Genomic DNA, 18,869 nt, shown 5'->3' on the forward strand with positions numbered 1-18,869 from the left:
CCGTGGCTCGCCTGTCGTGTCGCCGGCTGGCGCGTCGCGCGCACCTTTATACAAATTGGCGGGGGAAGGCGACCAGCCCAGCGGCGAAAATCGCCCGTCAAGCGTCCCCGCCACGGCGCGGTTCGTGATTAAACTCCAAATGGGCCCGGCGCAAGCTTTCCGGGTTACCGATATCCCGATGATAACCGCTGGTTTCCACGCACAAAATGCGTCCCAAATAGTTGGGGATGATTTCGGTGGAGAGATCGACGATCGGCTTTCCCAGCGCGGCGATGTCGGCGATGACGGCGGGATCGAAGACGTAGACCGCGCCATTGGCGAGGTTCCCAGGCGGATTTTTGACCTTCTCGTGGAAGGCGATCACCCTGTGCTGAGCATCCAGCTCGAGAATCCCGCACGAGCTCGGATCGTCGGTCCGGAACGCGAGCATCGTCATGATGCAGCCGTCAGGGCGGTTGCGATGGGCGGCGAGCAGCCCTGCGACGTCGAAATCGGTCAGATTGTCGGCATGGGCCACGAGGAACGGCTGGTCGCCGAACCAGGTGCGGTTCGCAAGCACGGTGCCGCCGGTCCCGAGCAGTTCATCTTCGTGAACGAGATCGATCCGGTCGCGCCAGCGCGACTGCGCGACGTGCGCGCGAACCTGCTCGGCGAGCCAGTGCGTGTTCAGCAACGCCCGCTCGATGCCGCCTTCGAAGACGAGGTCGAGCCAATAGTCCAGCAAGGGTCGGTCGTGCACACGCACCAGGCATTTCGGCGTCGTATTGGTCAGCGGGCGCAGTCGGCTTCCGATCCCCGCCGCGAGCAGAAGGGCACGCATGTCGACATCCTACTCCTGGCTGAATCCGGTCTCGTCGATTTCCCGCACCAGCTCCGCCGTCGTCAACGGCAGGTTGCCGACGCGGGAAACCTGGAGCGCGGCCGCCAGCGATCCGAGATAGGAGGCCTGCCAGATATCGGCGCCCGCGCGCAGGCCCATCGAGCAGGCCATGAAGAAGCTGTCGCCGGCGCCGGAGACGTCCTTCGGCGACGGATTGAACGCCGGCAGGCGGTCGGAGGTGAAGATGCCCTCTGCCATCGTATTGATCAGCGCGCCCTCGGCGCCGAGCGTGATCACGAGGTTCTTGGTGCGGGCCCGTTCGACCAGGCGCTCGCTGATGACGGCGAGACCGGAAATGAAGTCGTTCAGCGCGACGCGGGCCTCGCGTTCGGTCGGCGTCAGCAGGGTCATGCCCTTGAAGCGCGAGACATCGCCGGTCTGCGACGACACCTGGCTGTCGGCCGCCATCATCACGCCCTGGGCGCGGGCGCGGTCGGCGATCGCGTCAACCAGATCCTGCGGCAGGCAGCCGTAGTTGAAGCAGGAGAACAGCAGCAGATCGCAGGTCTTCAAGGCGCGCTCGACCGAGGTCAGCATCTGCCGCTGCAGGTCGGCGTCGGAAGCGTGCTGGCGCAGATGGTTGACCCGCAGCAAGGTCTTGTTGAGCGCCCGGAAACGCTGCTTGCGCGTGGTCGGCCGGCTCTGGTCGGTGAAGGCGTTGAAGTTCACGCCATGCTGTTCCAGCGTGTTGCGGGCGAACCGCGCCGCTTCATCGTCGCCGACAAGGGTGAAGAACTTCACGTCTGCGCCGAGGCCATGCGCATGGGCCGCAACCGCGCCAGCGCCGCCGACGAAGGTACGGGTCATCAGCGGCGTCACGACGATGGTCGGATCTTCCTGGGACATGCCGACCGCATCGCAAGTGACATATTCGTCGACGATCAGGTCGCCGATAACGGCGACTCGCATGCCGGAGAGCTTGCGGAGCAGGTCCTTCAGATTCCCGATCTCGAAGCCGTGGCGCCTTGGAAATTCCTGCGGCTTGCGGACCGTGGAGATGTCGATGTTGGCGTCGCGTTCCAGCAGCGACAGCGACGCAAAGCGCAATTCACCGGACGAGAAGATCAGCCGTCCGCCATAGGCGTCCACGGCCTCCTGCTCTGGATTGGCGCGATCCTCGAACTCCTTGCCCTTGACGACAACGGTCGGCTTCAGATGCGCGATGAAGTCGGACGCCGACGTTTCCAAGCGCACGACATGGTGCACAAAGGCGATGGAACGCACATTTTCGAGGCGCATGTCCTGCGCCAGGGTCACGCCTGGCGTCGAATCGGGATTGACGCCCACGACCAGCACGTCGGCCTGCTCGGCAGCGAACTTCAAAAGCCGTAAATGTCCGGGGTGCACGACGTTGAAATTGCCGGACACGAATGCAATCGTCTGCCCGGAGTCACAGGAGGCGCGAACCGTCTGACAGGCCAGATCCATCTCACTCATATCGATCACCTGATCCAAGGAATTCGCCTCCGGCTCGATCGGGCTGAGGTCGGACAATCGGCCACCGTGTCATTCGCCGGCCGAGCGACTCCGATGCAAAGCGTCGCTGTCGCCCGGCACATCTGCACCGCGAATCCCGTTCCGATCTGCATCTTTCATGCTCGACATTGATTTCGTTGCGAAAAAACAAGCGCGGTCCCGCGATCGGAGCGATGGAGGGGCCAGCAGCCGATCATTTCCAGTGGTCTCTTTATCAGGTGTGCGCAGCAGCACAAACAGTCCTGTTAGCTTACGGTTGTGTGGTCGCGTCGGAACGCGGCTTCCGGAGAGCTCATCGTCCTTTCACGGCGATGCTCAGCGCCTGTGCTGGCGAATCAGGCGGAGGATGGATCCGAGGACGCTCCAACGAGAGACGGGCAGCGGCGCGCTGGTGGGCGGGCTCCGCGGAAAAGCCTCGGAGACGCAAGTCTCTCGCAGCATGCCTCAGTGATAGAGATCGAACTGTTCGCCCTGTCCCTTTTCGAGATCGGCAGCCAAGGCGCTGCGGTCGATCCGCGGAAACAGCTTGCTGAACTCGGGCCGGTTCAGCAGGGCGAGGTAGGTCTTGAGCATGCCCCTTTCCGAGGGATGCGCAGGATCGAAGAAGTTGCCGGAATCGCGCGATATCTCGGTGCGGCTCATATCGAAGAACTGGATCCCAAGCTGCGCAAATCTTTCGGCGGTCTGTGGACTCCTGATCTCGCGCCAGAGTCCGGAATAGGGCCAATAGGCCTCATCGGTGTCGAGAAAGGCGCCAGCGCTTTCTAGGAACGGATATTGGATCGCAACCACCGAGAACCCGCGCTCGCGGGAAAGCCTGGACAGTCGTTCGATCTCGCCAAATTCGCGTTCGCTGAGATGAGGGGCGCCCGGAAACGAGGAGGTGACGTATTGAGCGCCGCGCGCCAAGGTTTCGGCCGCTGCATTTCGATAGGGCGGTGCGACCATGACGGAACCATCCTTGCGGAAGCCGAACTTGCCGCGGATTGCCTCCGTGCCGACGAGCCTGTTGTTGTCAACGGGCTCGAGTTGCGGCGTCATCATGGCCGAACGGATCGCATCGAGATCTCCGTGATTCCGCATGACGAAGTCCGCGACGTCGTGCAGCTTCCGCCGATGCGAATCGATGCCTTGGGCGAAGTCCATCGTGCGCTCTTTCCGCCAGACGTCAGCGAGGAAGTCGCCAAACAGGAAGTAGTCCAGCGCCACGACGACCACGCGCGGCTTCGCCGCCGTGGTCGCTCGATCGACGAAATCCACAACGTGCGTGAGAGGCCAGGCCGTCAGGCACGCATTGTAGGCCACATAGGGACGGAACATCTGCTCACGCGCCTGACCGCAGCGCGAGCTTCCCACCAGCAGAACCTCGGGTTGGACCTGTTTGATTCGTTCGAGCTTGTAGGGAGCGTAGTCCTTGAAGGTGCCGAGCCAGACCATCCGTTCGGTGCGCGATTGCTCGGCTGCGAGCACCGAGAGCGGGACGGTCGCGCCCAATCGCCAGCCGACCCATTCGAATACAGCCAGCAGCGGCAGGAAGACGATGGCGAACAGCGCCACTATGATCGCAAGATACCGCGCCAAAGTTCGAGCCCGCCTTGGTGATTGTGCTTCGGGATTAAGCGAGTAATCCGCGTCGTGCTGGAAGTTGATTGCGCCAGAATCAGGCTAATGGCTGGGCGTGACCGCTGCAAGCGGATGATGCGCCGCCGGCACGCCGCCCGCCCGGACAGCCTCGGCGAGAACATATCCCCCTTCGTAACGCCGAATATCGGTGGGAAGGGCCCGAGGCCCGTCGCTTGCCATCTGCTGCGCATTCAGAATTGGAAGTAGAGGAACTGGGAGGTGTCTCCGGCAATGATGTTCATCAGAACCGCCGCCACGAGCGCAATCGAAGTTCCGATGGCCCACGGCAGGGACGGCCGCCACTTCAGGTTCAGAATGCTCCAGGGACGAGGGTTGTGGTAGGTTTCCAGCCCGACTTTCCAGCGCTCGAACATCGTGTTCACGTTGGGCAGCGTGAAACAGGCGACATAGCCTGCCAGGATCGCGATCATGAGGCGCGGATCGACGAGGTTCGTTGCCGTGATCTTCTCCGGGTTGGACAGGGCGAGCATTCCCTTGATGAGCCTGACCGCGGCATTCGGATTGTCGGCCCGGAAGAAAACCCATGCCAGAACCACGACGAACTGTGTCAACAATAGCGCCGCCACCGCATACCAGGCGGTCGCCGACAGGCGGGTGAGGCCCGGTCGCTGCGCGACGAATTTGCTCCAGCGATGATTGACGATCAGAAACAGCCCGTGCAGCGCTCCCCAGATGATGAAGGTGAAGCCTGCTCCGTGCCAGAGACCGCCGAGCAGCATGGTGGCGAAGAGGTTGGCGTTTCTCCGATGCTCGCCGTAGCGATTGCCGCCGAGCGGGATGTAGAGATAGTCGCGCAGGAAGCGCGACAGTGAGATATGCCAACGGCGCCAGAATTCGACGATGCTCAGCGACTTGTAGGGGGAATCGAAGTTGAAAGGCAGCCGGATCCCGAACATGATCGAAATGCCGATCGCCATGTCGGAGTAGCCCGAGAAATCGAAATAGATCTGCAGCGAGTAGGCGAGCGCACCGCCCCAGGCGTCCATCAGGTGAAGGTGGCTCGAATTGGCGGCCTGGAACACGGGATTCGCGATCAGGCCGAACCCGTCCGCGATGAACGACTTCTTGAAAAGTCCAATGGTCAGAATCGTGAGGCCGACCGCGACCTTCTCGATGGAAATCCGTCGGCTCTCCTCCGAGCCGAATTGCGGCATCATCTCGCGGTGATGCAGGATCGGACCCGCGACCAGATGCGGGAAATACGTGACGAACAGGCCGTATTTCACAAAGCTTCGTTCATCGGAATACCCGCCATAGACGTCGGCGAGGTAGGCGATCTGGGTGAAGGTGAAGAACGAAATGCCGAGCGGGAGAACGATCGCGAGCGAGGGGTGCTTCGACGCGGTGATCGCATTGAGGATCTGGATGCCGAAATTCGTATATTTGTAGAACGCGAGCGCGGCCAGGTTGAGCGTGACGGCAGCTGAAAACAGGCCGGTGCGGAGCTTGCCGGTCTGTCCGGCAATCAGCAGACCCATCGTATAATTGAAGACGATGGAGATTATGATGATCGGGACGAAGTGAATGTCCCAATAGCTGTAGAAGGTGAGCGACGCCGCGCCGAGCCAGCTGAGGCGCACGACGGGAGCGGCGAAAAAGCGAGCCAGCAGAAAATAGCCGACCAGGGTCACCGGCAGGAACAGGAACAGAAACTCAAACTGCGTGAAGAGCATAACAAGTTTCTTGATGTTGCTGCATATTGCGCTGCTTTATCAATGATTGAGGGCGCTGCCAAGTTGGGCGCACCTCTCGCGATGCGAATTTCGGGGGATGTCGCTCCCTGACGACAGCGACGTGGGACCAGCCTCTCGACTGGGGCGGACACTTTTCGATCAATGATTCTTCTGCTATGGCAGCTCAACTCGACCAACGACGCCAATCCAATGATGCCATGATGGGGTTTCGCGCAATCACTCTAGCCGATGACCGCCGCGGCCAAGAAACCCCTCGATGGACCATGCCGATGACATCTCGATAGGTCTGCGCTCTCGCGCGCAAAGCAAGCTGGGGAGGAGTGGAAAGCCCTCTGTTCCACCGGCTGACGTCGTGTCTAGACTCTCGTTGTCGGAGCCGAAGCAGCTGCCACGACACCCACCGAGACAACCTATCGAGCGGGAATTGCGTCATGTCGACAGTCGGCCGGTCTGCACCGGAAAAGTCAGCTGAACCGGGCGGATTCGGGCGCTATCTCATCGCAGTCGGAATTGTCGGCGTGGCGGCCGCGCTCGCGTTTTCGCTCGGTCTGTCGCTCTTTTCGTCGGACGTGTGGACGTTGCGTGATGGGCTGCTGCAGATTCCACGGGAAGGCGACACCAACTGGTATCGTGATTTCGGCGGCCGCAGCATTCCGCAGATCCAGGACCAGGATATCTTCTACAGCAATCTGGGAGGATCGGTCGAAGCCGCAAAGCAGGCCGATCTCGTCTTTCTCGGCCCGTCCTTCGTCAGCTATGCGGTAGACCGGCAGACGCTCGCGCAATCACCGGTGCTCGGTCGATTGGGGATCTACAACATGGCCTTCGTGGGCATTCGCGGCGGGGAGTTCTCGCGGCTCGTGATCCAGCGCTGGAAAATCCGTCCGCGTCTGTGGGTCATCAATGCCGACGATCAGTTCGTGCACTTTTTCAGCAACGATCTCAGCGTCACTCTTGGTCCGCAGAAGCAGCCCATCGCCGCCGTCCAGCGCAACCGAATGCGGGGGTACCTGACGGTGGTGGGCCGCAATCTGCACTGGCGCATCGAGGACCTCGTTGCGGCCTATCAGAATGGCCATTTTTCGCCCACCGGCCTCTATCGCAACATCACGGACGGCGACATGGGGCTGGATGCCAATCCGGGCTATGTCGCCGCGGGCAACAAGCCGATGCTGTCGGCCCGTGATCCGGACTGTCATACGACCCCCGCGATTGTCGACTATGCGAAGAGGTTTCTCCACGAGGTGGGCGGAGAGGTCGTGCTCACACTGGTCCCGCACAGCCAGTCCTGCGTCCAGCAGGCGGCAGAACTGGCGAAGGAATTGAATATCGAACTGATCGCGCCGCCATTCGATGGTCTGACGACGATCGACGGCGGCGGCCATTTGGACAGACACGGCGCGCAAGTCTTTACGAGCTATCTCGCTCGCGAGATCGTCAAGACGGCGGCTTTCAAACGGGCATTTCCAGTCGGGACTGGCGACGGCAAATGATGCCGGTGCTGCTGAATTCCAGCCAGCCGCCGGCTGCACGCCGGTTCGTCCGACACGCTTCGTCCGAGCCATCGAGGGCCCTCGCTCATCAGGTGGGCTCCCCGGGACTAATCGCCACCGGGGCTTGGAATTCTGAATTCTGATTTCATCCGGTTTGGCTCGCGTTCATGCCCAGGTTCGGCTTGGAAAATTCCCGGCACCTCTGTTATAGCTGCGATCCAATCGGCTCAATCCTTGGTTGGCATTTGCGGCGGCGATGTCTCCACGGGGAATTCTCGCATTGGACCCGGCGAGCGTACTGTCCTCATCCCGAGACGTGATCCTTCGCGCGCGGGCGACTTGAACGGCCGGTCGTCCAGGCTCCGCCTTGATCCGAACGCGCGGAATCCGGGATTTCAAGGTTGTGTGGAACTTGGTCGTATGAAACTGCAAAAGCAAAGGCCGATGCGCGGCGGCCGCCGACGGATTGTCTACCAGGTCTTCGTCATAGTCGGAGCGACCCTCAACCTGCTGCCGAGACGCGCGGTGTTCCTTGGTCTGGTCATCGCTTTCGCCGCGAGACTTCCACTCCGGCGGCGCCTGGCTCAGGCGTATTTTCCCTATGTGACGTCGCATCTTGCAGCTCGGCCGGAGTTTCGTTTTTCGACGGCTCTCAGCCGATATTTCCCCGGCCCTTCGATTCAAGCCCTGAGCAGCATCGGCGCCTATCGCGAGGCGGCCGGGACTGTCGGCCGCGAAACCTTGGCGTTCGATGATGCGGAGACCAGATACGCGCTGGTTCGATCCTTGTTCGAGCTGGGCGAGTTTTCGGAAGCGCGCGATGCCGCGGCGGGAGCGAAGCCCGAACAGCTCGAAGCGATGGTCGATCTCGCCTTCTACAAGGCCATGGTCGACGTGATCGGAGGGGATGACGCGGCGGCGCTCGACGCGATGTTCTGGGCGTGTCGGAGTAGCCTGCATTTTCTCCGTCCCCACCAGAACATCGCGGCTCGGAATTCACCGTATTATGTCCCGAACAGCCTCGACTTCCTCTGCGGCGCTCGAGGCCGGCTGTTCGACCTGTGCAACTTCACGGGCCAGCGTGTGATGCATGTCGGTCGCGGCGAGATTGCAATTCGGTTGTACGAGCGCGCCTTGGATGCGCAGCAGGAACTGCGGGCATCGCCGCCACCGCTTTCTGATGAGTTGAAGCGTCTGCTCGACCGGCTCGGCGTCACCTTCGATACGTTGCGGCTCGTTCCTGAGGAATGGGCGACGCAGATCGGCCATCTGGGCATGCTCGACATTCTGTTTCGGATGCGAGCGCTGGGCTGGTGGTCAGGCGAAGCCGTGATCGTCGTCCGTCCCGATAGCATCGCCAACGCGGTCTTCTTCAAGCTGTTTGAAAGTTTCGGCAAGGTCGTGGTGATCGGCGAAACGGTATCGGAGCGACTGGGTGAGGAACTGCTGTCCTTGCAGCGATGGTGCGGGTTGAACTTCAACGCCTTCAGGCTGCCGGATGGGCGGGTCGTTCCCTGGCAAGATGCGGGTGCGATCGCCATCGAGCAATGGGAGCGCGAAGGAAGAGGGCATCCGTTGCGTGATGCCTACGATCGGAGCGAGGCGGCAGCGGCAACGGCTCGCTTCGACGCGTTCCGTTCCAGGTACGGCATGAAGCCCGACGACTGGTATGTGTGCCTGCACACCCGGGACGCGGCGCATTATTTCGAGTTCATGGGCACAGGGCAGACCCATCGCAACGCGCCGATCGAAACGTCGTTGGACGCCATTCGCCTGATCACCGCCCGTGGCGGATGGGTCATCAAGCTCGGTGGTCCGAACTCGCCGAGGCTTCCGCCGATGGCGCGCACGATCGATTATGCGCTCGGCGAATTCAGATCGGAGCCGATGGACATCCACCTGATCCGCCACGCCCACGCCTTCATCGGGACGACGTCCGGGTTGACGAATGTCGCTGTCAGTTTCGGCATTCCCTGTGCGATCGTGAATGCGATCACGACCGACGCCCAGCTGTGGAACAGCAACGTCCGTTTTGCCCTCAAGCCCGTCAGACTGGCAGACGGTACCGTACTGACGCAGCACCAACTGACAACGTCGCCCTGGCGTTGGCGCGTGTTCGACGCGGCCGTGCTGGGCCGGAGCGGTGCGCATCCGGAGACCAACTCGGCGGACGACATCCGCCACACGGCGGACGAGGTCCTGGCCGTCGCCGACGGTCGGTTGGCCGAATTCGAAGCTGGTCACGATGGCGCGCGACTGTTGTCGCGCTGGAGGCGCGCGCTGGAGCTGCCCTATTACTACGGCACCAGCCGTCCGAGCCTCGGTTTCCTGGCCAATCATGAGACGGAGTTGCTGCACGACACCGGTGAGGGTGACTGAGCCATGCAGAGGGGGGACGAAGCGGCGGAGATGGCACCATGTGCGGCATAGCCGGCCTGTTTCGCCCCGGCGGAGCCGACGAGGCCCAACTGGCCGGGATCGTCGAACGGATGACGGCGGCGCTGGCGCATCGCGGCCCCGATGCGTCCGGCAGTTGGATCAGTGCTGCGAGGGGAGTTGCCTTCGGACATCGCCGTCTGGCGATCCTCGATCTCTCCGAGGCCGGGGCGCAGCCAATGCACAGTGCCTGCGGACGCTACACCGTCACCTTCAACGGCGAGATCTACAACCATCTCGATGTCCGTGCCGAGCTGGAGGCCGCCGGCGCCGCACCGAATTGGCGCGGTCATTCCGACACCGAAACGCTGCTCGCCGCGATCAGCCGATGGGGCGTTGAGCCGGCGCTTCAGCGCCTGATCGGCATGTTCGTCGTCGGGCTCTGGGACGCCGAGACTCGGCAATTGATCCTGGCGCGCGACCGCTTCGGCGAGAAGCCGCTGTTCTACGGCTGGAGCGGCGCCGATCTGGTGTTCGGCTCCGAGCTCAAGGCGCTGGCGGCGCATCCGTCCTGGGCGCCGTCGCTCGACCGCGCGGCGCTCACGGCGTTCATGCGCTATTCCTACGTGCCTGCGCCCGCCACGATCTGGACCGGCATCCGCAAGCTGCCCCCGGCGTCGTTCGTGCGCTTCTCCGCGGATGTGGCTCCCGACAGTTGGCCCGCGCCGCAACCCTATTGGTCGCTGCGCGATCGCGTTGTCGCCGCCCAGGGCGATCGCATTGCCGACGAGCGCGAGGCCGTCGATCGGCTGGAGCAGTTGCTGTCGGTCGCCGTGAAGCGGCAGTGCCTGTCGGACGTGCCGCTCGGCGCGTTCCTGTCCGGTGGCGTCGATTCATCGACCATCGTGGCCTTGATGCAGGCGCAGTCGGGGCAGCCGGTCCGCACCTTCAGCATCGGTTTTGCCGAGGGCGGCTACAACGAGGCCCAGGATGCCCGCAGGGTCGCCCTGCATCTCGGTACCGATCATACCGAGCTGTATGTCGATGCGCGGACCGCGATGGACGTGGTACCGAAGCTGCCGCGGATCTATGACGAGCCGTTCGCCGACTCCTCGCAGATCCCGACGCATCTGGTCGCTCAGCTCGCGCGCCGGCACGTGACCGTCGCATTGTCAGGTGACGCGGGCGACGAGCTGTTCGGCGGCTACAACAGGCATGTCTGGGGCGGCACGCTGCAGGCACGCCTGGGCCGTGTGCCGATGCCGCTACGGCGCGCGGTCGGCGCCGTCCTCGGCGCGATTGCTCCGGAGCCGGCCGATACGGTCCTCAGGGCGCTGCAGCCGCTGCTGCCGGCCCGATTGAAGGTGCGGCATGCCGGTGATCAGGTCGCCAAGCTCGGCCGCGTCATTGCCGCCGACGGCTTTGATGGCCTCTACGGGGCGCTGTGCTCGATCGATCAGGATCCGGCCGGCACGGTGCTGGGCGGCATCGAGCAGGAGAGTTGGGCAGGGAGCGAGACGCGGCAGCTTGCGGCGCAGCTCGATCCGCTCGATCGCATGACCCTGGCGGATTCCCTCAGCTATCTCAGCGACGACATCCTGCAGAAGGTCGATCGCGCGGCGATGGCCGTGGCGCTGGAGACGCGCGTTCCGTTCCTCGACAAGGACGTCGTCGAGTTCTCGGCCAGGGTGCCCGCCGGCATGAAGGTGCGGGACGGCCGTGGCAAATGGCTGGTGCGACAGGTGCTGTATCGCCACGTCCCGGCGGAGATGATCGATCGGCCGAAGACGGGCTTCAGCATTCCGCTCGACGCGTGGCTGCGTGGGCCGTTGAGATCCTGGGCATCGGACCTGCTGTCGCCGGAGCGGCTGAGGCGGCAGGGTCTGTTCGATCCGGTGCGGGTGACGCGCATGTTCGACGAGCACGTCAGCCGCCGCCATAATCATTCCTATTGGCTGTGGAACGTGCTGATGGCGCAGGCCTGGCACGACGAATGGGCGCGCGCCGCTTAGAGCATGATCCGGAAAAGTGGAAACCGGTTTTCCGAAAAGATCATGCTCAAACAAAGAGATGACATCATGATGCGATTCCGTGGAATCGTATCATGATCCAGGTCAGTCCTCGACCGTAGCGGGAACCGCGAGGCGGCCGGCGCCCTTTTCGGCGCTGAGGATCCACACCAGCCCACCCATGCCGCCGACGATGAAGTAGACCGCGCCGAACAGGATCGAGACGACGGTGCCGTCGGCAGGCGCCAGGCCGGCATAGCCGAACGCGACCATCATCGTCGCCTCGCGCACGCCCCAGCCTGCGATCGAGATCGGCAGCATCGTGATCAGCATGATCGGCGGGGTCAGAAGGAACAGTTGTTCGAACGCGGCGGGCGCCGCGATGGAGCGCACGGCGCACCAGGCGATGACGACCGCCAGCACATGGATCGACAGCGACAGCACGGCGATCTTCGCAGCGGTGCCTGGGCCGAAGATCACCTTGTTCGCGATCACCGAGCAGGCATAGACGTGCCGCGTCGGCCACCACGCCTTCATCCATTTGGCCGGCAGATAGCCGATGGTGAGGAAGCCGACGCCGGCGGCCAGCGCCGCCGCGTCGACCAGCACCAGGGCCAGCCGCCCGTGCTCGTCGGCGATCATGCCATAGCTCCACGGCAGGCTCGCGACGATGATCAGTGCCAGCGCAATGAAGCCGACGGCGCGGTCGGTCAGGATCGAGTAGCTGGCTGCGCGCCAGCCGGCGCCGGTGCGCCCGATCAGCCACAGACGCACGGCGTCGCCGCCGATCGAGGACGGCAGGGTCTGATTGAAGAAGGCGCCGATCATGTTGTAGCGGAACGCCTGCATGTCCGTCAGCGGCGCGCCGCACAGCGCCGAGATCTCGCGCCACCGCAGGGCACCGATGAAGATCTGCACCAGCGTGATGGCCACCGCCAGTCCGATCCAGCCGATGTTGATCTGGCTGAGCCGCTCACGGATCGCCGCAAAGTTGATCCCGCGCAGAGCGAGATACAGCAGAGCCAGCGACACCACGATCCGGAGGAGAAGAATCAAAAACGCACGCATGCCAGGCTGGCTTCGCTCTTGGTTGAAACGCTCCAAGCCGAGTGCGATACGCGCAACTCCCGTCCTGGCAAGGCTGGACCCCGGGTCCAGGGGGAGCCGTAGCCGCCCCTTGCGGTCCCGATGCCCCGGTGGCTAAACAGTCGCAGGGGTGGCGTCAATGGCCTCCGAAACGACCGGAATATCAATTTATGTCTCATGGCCGGAAGATTGCGGTGATAGGCCTTGGCTATGTCGGCCTGCCGGTCGCGGCTGCGTTCGCGCGGGCAGGCTGCCCGGCGATCGGGTTCGATATCGATGCGGTCCGGGTCGCGGAGCTGAAGGACGCAAGGGACCGGACCTGCGAGGTCGATGCGGCCGATCTGCGCCGGCCGGGCCTGCGCTTCACCAGCGAGCCGGATGATATCGCGACTGCCGATTTTTTCATCGTCACCGTTCCGACCCCGATCGACAGCGCGCGGCGGCCCGATCTCGGCGCCATGCTGGCCGCGACGCGCACGGTGGGAGCCGTTCTGAAGCGCGGCGACATCGTCGTCTACGAGTCGACCGTATACCCGGGCGCCGTCGAGGAAGACTGCGTCCCGCTGCTGGAGAGCAGCTCGGGGCTGAAGGCGGGGACGGATTTCAACGTCGGCTATTCGCCGGAGCGCATCAATCCCGGTGACAAGACGCATCGCTTCGAGACCATCACCAAGGTGGTCTCGGCACAGAATCCGCAGACGCTCGCGATCGTCGCCGCCGTCTACGGCTCGGTCGTCACCGCTGGCATCCATCGCGCGCCGTCGATCAAGGTCGCCGAGGCGGCCAAGGTGATCGAGAACACCCAGCGCGACCTCAACATCGCGTTCATGAACGAGCTGTCGCTGATCTTCCAGGCACTGGAGATCGATACCGGTGACGTGCTCGCCGCCGCCGCCACCAAGTGGAACTTCCTGCCGTTCACGCCCGGCCTCGTCGGCGGTCACTGCATCGGTGTCGATCCCTACTACCTCACCTACCGCGCCGAGAAGGCGGGCTATCATCCCGAGGTCATTCTGGCGGGCCGCCGCATCAACGACGAGATGGGCCGGCGCATCGCGCGCGAATGCATCCGCGGCTTGCTGCGGCGGAAGGGCCGGGGTGGCCTCGTCACCATTCTCGGCATGACGTTCAAGGAGAACGTGCCGGACATCCGCAATTCGCGCGTGATCGACATCATCAGCGAATTGCAGTCGTTCGGCGTCGAGGTGCAGGTCGCCGATCCACTGGCCGATGCTGCGGCCGTGCATGAGGAGTACGGCATCGGCCTGACGGCGATCGAGGCGCTGCGTCCGGCCGACGCGGTCGTGCTGGCCGTGTCGCACGATCGATATCTCGCCGGAGGCTGGCCTCTCGTACAGGGCCTGCTGCGCGAGGAGAGCGGCCTCGTGCTCGACGTGAAGATGAAGCTCGACCGCGCGAGCAAACCCGCCGCCATCGAACTGTGGCGACCCTGACGGAGCGACCATGGCTGATCATCCCATCCTCGTGACCGGCGCCGCCGGGTTCATCGGATTTCACCTGTCGCAGCGGTTGCTCGCCGACGGACGCCAGGTGATCGGCATCGACAACGTCAACGCCTACTACGATCCGAAGCTGAAGGAAGCGCGTCTCGACATTCTCAAGAGGCAGCCCGGCTTCACCTTCCACAAGCTCGATCTGGTCGACCGCGCCGGCATCAAGGCGTTGTTCGCTCAGCATCGCTTTCCAGCCGTGGTGCATCTCGCCGCCCAGGCCGGCGTGCGCTACTCGCTGGAAAATCCGCACGCCTATGTCGACGCCAATCTCGAAGGCTTCATCAACGTCCTCGAAGGCTGCCGCCATCATGGCTGCGAGCATCTGCTGTTCGCCTCGTCCTCATCGGTCTATGGCGCCAACACCAAGCTGCCGTTCTCGGTCAGGGACAATGTTGATCATCCGATCAGCCTCTATGCGGCGAGCAAGAAGGCCAACGAGCTGATGGCGCATTCCTACAGCCATCTGTACCGGCTGCCGGCGACCGGTCTGCGCTTCTTCACGGTCTACGGTCCCTGGGGCCGGCCCGACATGGCCATGTTCATCTTCGCCAAGGCCATCCTCGCCGGACAGCCGGTCAAGCTGTTCAATCATGGCCGCATGCGGCGTGATTTTACCTATGTCGACGACATCGTGCAGGCCATCGTCCGCCTGCTCGGCCGGCCGCCACAGGGAAACCCGGATTGGGACGGAAACAGGCCCGATCCGTCGAGCAGCCGGGCGCCATGGCGGATTTACAATATCGGCAACAATCATCCCGAACAGCTGATGGACGTGATAACGCTGCTGGAGAAGGAGTTCGGGCGGCCAGCCATCAGGGAGATGCTGCCGATGCAGCCCGGCGACGTCGAGGCGACCTACGCGGATGTCAGCGACCTCGAGCGCGACATCGGCTTCCGGCCGGCGACCTCGATCGCCGACGGCATTGGGCGTTTTGCAAAATGGTACCGCGAGTATCACGGGATTTGACGGATTGATTTCATGACCGGACGCATCATTCCTCTCATCATGTGCGGTGGCGCCGGAACCCGGCTGTGGCCGGCCTCGCGCGAGGTCAGGCCGAAGCAGTTCCTGCCGCTGTTCGGCGCCCGTTCCACCTTCCAGGATACGCTGCTGCGCGTCTCCGATGCCGATCTGTTCGAGCGGCCGATCATCATCACCAACCTGGCCTATCGCTTCATGGTGCTGGAGCAACTGGCCGAGATCGGCATCGAGGCCGACGTCCTGCTGGAGCCGATGCGACGCGATTCAGGCCCGGCGATCGCCGCCGGAGCCGCCTTTGCCCAGTCGCGCCATCAGGATGCTGTCGTGCTTGCGCTCGCGGCCGATCACGTCGTTCGTGACACCCCCGCTTTTCTCGCGGCGTGCCGCCAGGGGCTCGCTGCCGCCGAGGCCGGCCGCATCGTCACCTTCGGCGTCAATCCGGAGCGCGCGGCCACAGAATACGGCTACATCAGTCCTGGCGCGCCGGTATCCGGGGAGGTGCGGGCGGTCGCGAAATTCGTCGAGAAGCCGGACCAGCCGACCGCGGAGCGCTACATTCGCGAGGGCTATCTCTGGAACAGCGGCAACTTCATGTTCCGCGCGTCGGTCCTGCTCGACGAATACCGCAAGTTCGATGCCGACAGCGTGCAGACGGTCACCAACTCCGTTGCCAAGGCCGGCCGCGACCTCAGCTTCATCATCCTCGACTCCGACGCCTTCGCCGCGGCCAAGCCGATCTCGATCGACTATGCCGTGATGGAGAAGACCGAGCGTGCGGCCGTGGCCCCGGTGTCGTGCGGCTGGTCCGACGTCGGCTCCTGGCATGCGGTCTGGGAATTGTCCGACAAGGACGGGCAGGGCAACGCCGCGCGCGGCACCGCCGTGTTCGAGGATTCCCGCAATTGCAACGTCGTCACCGACAAGGCGCTGGTCGCGCTCGAAGGCGTCGACGATCTCGTCGTGGTGGCGGCGCAGGATGCCGTGCTGGTGTCGCGCCAGCGCGATGCCAACGGCTTGAAGCGGCTGGTCGCCAAGCTCAAGACCGTCGCGCCGGAGGTCACCGAGGCGCACATCAAGGTGCACCGGCCCTGGGGCAGCTATCAGTCGGTCGACAATGGCGAGCGCCACCAGGTCAAGCGCATCATCGTCAAGCCCGGCCAGCGGCTGTCGCTGCAGAAGCACTATCACCGGTCCGAGCACTGGATCGTGGTGCGCGGCGCGGCGCGGGTCACGGTGAACGAGACCGTTCAGACCGTGCATGAGAACGAATCGATCTACATCCCGATGGGCGCGGTGCACCGGCTGGAGAACCCGGGCAAGATCCTTTTGGAGCTGATCGAGGTCCAGACCGGGTCCTATCTCGGCGAGGACGACATCATCCGCATCGAGGACGATTACCGCCGCGAGTAGGGCGGGGTCTCGCCGCGAATCACGCGAGCCGTGCTAGACAGCCCCGGAGTCGTCCGCCGGAGAGCTTCCTTGCAAAGCACGATCGGATCGCGTGCGTTCCAGAACGCGCGCCTGCAGAAGAAGAACCGCAAGCAGGCCGACGGCCTGCTGCCGAAGGCCGTCGAGGCCTACCGGGCTGGCCGGCATGCCGATGCCCAGGCCATCTGCGGTCAGGCGCTGGCCCTCGTGCCCGATCATTTCGACGCTCTTCACCTTCTCGGCGCCTCCGCGCTCGACAGCGGCCGGCTCGACCTCGCCGAGCAGGCCCTGACCCGCGCCGTCGCGGTGGAGCCGCGCAATGCCGAAGCCCTTGCCAATCTCGGCCTCGCGCTGTTCAGCATGAAGCGCTACGAGGAGGCGCGCGCGGTGCAGGAGCGCGCCGTCGCGCTCAAGCCCAGTTTCGCCACGGCGCTGACGAGCCTCGGCAACACCCTGATGAACATGCAGCTGTTCGCGCAGGCGATCGAGGTGCACGACCGCGCCATCGCGCTGAAGCCCGACTTCGCCGACGCCTACTGCAATCGCGGCATGGCGCAACTGCTCCTGCTGCGCAACGAGGAGGCCCGGCAGAGTTTCGACCGCGCCCTGGCGCTGGCGCCGCGGCACATGCAGGCGACGTTCGGCAAGGGGTTGGTCAGCGTCAACCTGCGGCACCTCGAGCAGGCGCTGGCCGCCTTCAACGCCGCGCTTGCCATGAAGCCGGGGACGGCGGCCGTCATCGCGCAGCGTGGCCGGCTCTATGTGCAGATGGGACGGTTCGCCGAGGCCGAGGCCGATTTCGATGCCGCGCTGGCGATCGACCCCGGGCTCGAAGCGGCGCTGCTCGGCAAGGCGCATGTCTGCGTGCTCACCGAGCGGATCGCGCCGGCGATGCTGGCCTGCAAGCGGGTGCTGGAGCAGAATCCGGCGTCGGAAGTCGCGCTGATCTGGCTCGGCACGTGCCTCGCGAAGCAGGGCGACACGGCCGGCGCCATCCAGCACTTCGATCGCGCCCTCGAGATCAAGCCGGATTTCGAGGATGCGATCATGAAGAAGATCTTCGCGCTCGATTTCTATCCCGGCGCCGACGTCGCCCTGCATCAGGCCGTCCGCCGCGAATGGTGGGAGCGGATCGGCGCGCATATCCAGCAGCGCCAGCTTGCCGCCATCGACCGCGATCCGGATCGCCGCATCACGGTCGGCTACGTGTCGTCCGACTTCCGCAGCCATTCGGCCGCGCTGACCTTCCTTCCGGTGCTGCGCCATCACGACCACGCGGCGTTCAAGGTCATCTGCTACTCGTGCTCGCCGCTGGTCGATTCCGTCACCGAGCAGTGCAAGGCTGCGGCCGATGGCTGGATCGAGGCATCTCAGTTGTCCGACGATGAACTCGCCGATCGCATCCAGGCCGATCAGGTCAACATTCTCGTCGACCTCTCCGGTCATTCGGCCGGCAACCGGCTCACCGTGTTCGCCCGCAAGCCCGCGCCGATCCAGGTCACCGCGTGGGGCAATGCGACCGGCACCGGCCTGCCCACCATGGACTACTTCTTCGCCGATCCGGTGACGGTGCCGGCGGCAGTACGGCCGCTGTTCGCCGAGCAGGTCTACGATCTGCCGGCACTGATCACCACGGATCCTCTGCCGGACGCGCAGCCGACACCGCTGCCGATGTTGCGCAACGGCTACGTCACCTTCGGTGTCTTCAACCGCGTCGACAAGATCTCCGACGAGGTGCTGACGGTGTGGTCGGCGCTGCTCCGGGCGCTGCCGGACGCCCGCGTCGTGATCAAGAACGGCGCGCTTGAGGATGCATTCCTGCGCGACACGCTGATCGCCCGCTTCGCCGCGCACGGCGTCGGCGAGAGCCGCCTTACGTGTCTGGGCGCGTCGATGCGCCATGAGCACATCGCAGCGTTCGCCAACATCGACATCTCGCTCGATCCGTTCCCGCAGAATGGCGGCGTCAGCACCTGGGAATCGCTGCAGGCCGGCGTGCCCGTGGTTGCCAAGCTCGGCAGCAGCGCGGCGTCGCGGGCCGGCGGCGCGATCGTCAAGGCGGTCGGGCTCGACGACTGGGTGGCCGAGGACGACGAGGGCTACATCGCGATCGCCGTGCGACACGCGGCCCAGCCGGCCGAGCTGGCTCGGCTCCGCGCCGAGCTGCCGGCGCGGGTGGCCAACTCCGCTGCCGGCAATGTCGAGACCTACACGCGCAAGGTCGAGGAAGGCTATCGCCAGTTCTGGCGCCGCTATTGTGCCGCCGGCGGCTGAGCGCCGTCCGCAG

General features: G+C 64.2%; 12 protein-coding genes. 7 read left to right on the forward strand and 5 right to left on the reverse strand.

What is annotated here, in order from left to right:
- Nucleotides 1-97 precede the first annotated feature (97 nt).
- From ACQR1X_RS22185 to ACQR1X_RS22200, 4 genes are all read right to left on the reverse strand, one after another.
- A complete protein-coding gene (locus ACQR1X_RS22185; RefSeq protein ID WP_316238878.1) occupies nucleotides 98-820 on the reverse strand; it encodes a nucleotidyltransferase family protein in 723 nt (240 codons plus the stop codon).
- Between the two features lie 9 nt (nucleotides 821-829).
- Nucleotides 830-2,317, reverse strand: a complete 1,488-nt coding sequence (locus ACQR1X_RS22190; RefSeq protein ID WP_410051472.1) for a PfkB family carbohydrate kinase — start codon at nucleotides 2,315-2,317, stop codon at nucleotides 830-832.
- A 483-nt stretch (nucleotides 2,318-2,800) separates the two neighbouring features.
- Nucleotides 2,801-3,937 carry a hypothetical protein gene (locus ACQR1X_RS22195; RefSeq protein ID WP_434899559.1) on the reverse strand — a complete coding sequence of 379 codons (1,137 nt, stop codon included), beginning with the start codon at nucleotides 3,935-3,937 and terminating at the stop codon, nucleotides 2,801-2,803.
- 233 nt (nucleotides 3,938-4,170) lie between these two features.
- Nucleotides 4,171-5,673, reverse strand: a complete 1,503-nt coding sequence (locus ACQR1X_RS22200; protein WP_316183393.1) for an MBOAT family O-acyltransferase — start codon at nucleotides 5,671-5,673, stop codon at nucleotides 4,171-4,173.
- 452 nt (nucleotides 5,674-6,125) lie between these two features.
- Between ACQR1X_RS22200 and ACQR1X_RS22205 the strand changes: the two genes are divergently transcribed.
- The 3 genes from ACQR1X_RS22205 (at nucleotide 6,126) to asnB (ending at nucleotide 11,575) form a co-directional block, all read left to right on the forward strand.
- Entirely contained in the window at nucleotides 6,126-7,187 is a 1,062-nt protein-coding gene (locus ACQR1X_RS22205; RefSeq protein ID WP_316218701.1) for a hypothetical protein, read from the forward strand.
- Between the two features lie 420 nt (nucleotides 7,188-7,607).
- Entirely contained in the window at nucleotides 7,608-9,566 is a 1,959-nt protein-coding gene (locus ACQR1X_RS22210) for a TIGR04372 family glycosyltransferase (RefSeq protein WP_315805306.1), read from the forward strand.
- Between the two features lie 38 nt (nucleotides 9,567-9,604).
- On the forward strand, nucleotides 9,605-11,575 hold the full coding sequence (gene asnB / locus ACQR1X_RS22215) for an asparagine synthase (glutamine-hydrolyzing) (protein ID WP_434899560.1): 1,971 nt from the start codon (nucleotides 9,605-9,607) through the stop codon (nucleotides 11,573-11,575).
- Nucleotides 11,576-11,677: 102 nt separating this feature from the next.
- On the opposite strand, the gene ACQR1X_RS22220 is transcribed toward asnB, so the two are convergent.
- On the reverse strand, nucleotides 11,678-12,640 hold the full coding sequence (locus ACQR1X_RS22220; protein ID WP_315805308.1) for a lysylphosphatidylglycerol synthase transmembrane domain-containing protein: 963 nt from the start codon (nucleotides 12,638-12,640) through the stop codon (nucleotides 11,678-11,680).
- A 188-nt stretch (nucleotides 12,641-12,828) separates the two neighbouring features.
- Here ACQR1X_RS22220 and ACQR1X_RS22225 point away from each other — a divergent pair, with 188 nt between their 5' ends.
- The 4 genes from ACQR1X_RS22225 (at nucleotide 12,829) to ACQR1X_RS22240 (ending at nucleotide 18,856) form a co-directional block, all read left to right on the forward strand.
- Entirely contained in the window at nucleotides 12,829-14,112 is a 1,284-nt protein-coding gene (locus tag ACQR1X_RS22225) for a nucleotide sugar dehydrogenase (protein ID WP_434899561.1), read from the forward strand.
- A gap of 10 nt (nucleotides 14,113-14,122) precedes the next feature.
- Entirely contained in the window at nucleotides 14,123-15,139 is a 1,017-nt protein-coding gene (locus ACQR1X_RS22230; RefSeq protein WP_316218704.1) for an NAD-dependent epimerase, read from the forward strand.
- Nucleotides 15,140-15,151: 12 nt separating this feature from the next.
- A complete protein-coding gene (locus ACQR1X_RS22235) occupies nucleotides 15,152-16,564 on the forward strand; it encodes a mannose-1-phosphate guanylyltransferase/mannose-6-phosphate isomerase (RefSeq protein WP_316218705.1) in 1,413 nt (470 codons plus the stop codon).
- Nucleotides 16,565-16,633: 69 nt separating this feature from the next.
- Entirely contained in the window at nucleotides 16,634-18,856 is a 2,223-nt protein-coding gene (locus ACQR1X_RS22240; RefSeq protein ID WP_434899562.1) for a tetratricopeptide repeat protein, read from the forward strand.
- Nucleotides 18,857-18,869: the final 13 nt, after the last annotated feature.

It is taken from the genome of Bradyrhizobium sp. HKCCYLRH3073 (genome assembly GCF_051167995.1).
GTDB lineage: Bacteria > Pseudomonadota > Alphaproteobacteria > Rhizobiales > Xanthobacteraceae > Bradyrhizobium.

Bases quoted from the DNA above. Each gene is read 5' to 3' on its own strand.
- ACQR1X_RS22220 (WP_315805308.1), bottom strand. From the start codon at position 12,640: ATGCGTGCGTTTTTGATTCTTCTCCTCCGGATCGTGGTGTCGCTGGCT.
- ACQR1X_RS22235 (WP_316218705.1), top strand. From the start codon at position 15,152: ATGACCGGACGCATCATTCCTCTCATCATGTGCGGTGGCGCCGGAACC.
- ACQR1X_RS22190 (WP_410051472.1), bottom strand. From the start codon at position 2,317: ATGAGTGAGATGGATCTGGCCTGTCAGACGGTTCGCGCCTCCTGTGAC.
- ACQR1X_RS22230 (WP_316218704.1), top strand. From the start codon at position 14,123: ATGGCTGATCATCCCATCCTCGTGACCGGCGCCGCCGGGTTCATCGGA.
- asnB (WP_434899560.1), top strand. From the start codon at position 9,605: ATGTGCGGCATAGCCGGCCTGTTTCGCCCCGGCGGAGCCGACGAGGCC.
- ACQR1X_RS22225 (WP_434899561.1), top strand. From the start codon at position 12,829: ATGTCTCATGGCCGGAAGATTGCGGTGATAGGCCTTGGCTATGTCGGC.
- ACQR1X_RS22210 (WP_315805306.1), top strand. From the start codon at position 7,608: ATGAAACTGCAAAAGCAAAGGCCGATGCGCGGCGGCCGCCGACGGATT.
- ACQR1X_RS22200 (WP_316183393.1), bottom strand. From the start codon at position 5,673: ATGCTCTTCACGCAGTTTGAGTTTCTGTTCCTGTTCCTGCCGGTGACC.
- ACQR1X_RS22205 (WP_316218701.1), top strand. From the start codon at position 6,126: ATGTCGACAGTCGGCCGGTCTGCACCGGAAAAGTCAGCTGAACCGGGC.
- ACQR1X_RS22185 (WP_316238878.1), bottom strand. From the start codon at position 820: ATGCGTGCCCTTCTGCTCGCGGCGGGGATCGGAAGCCGACTGCGCCCG.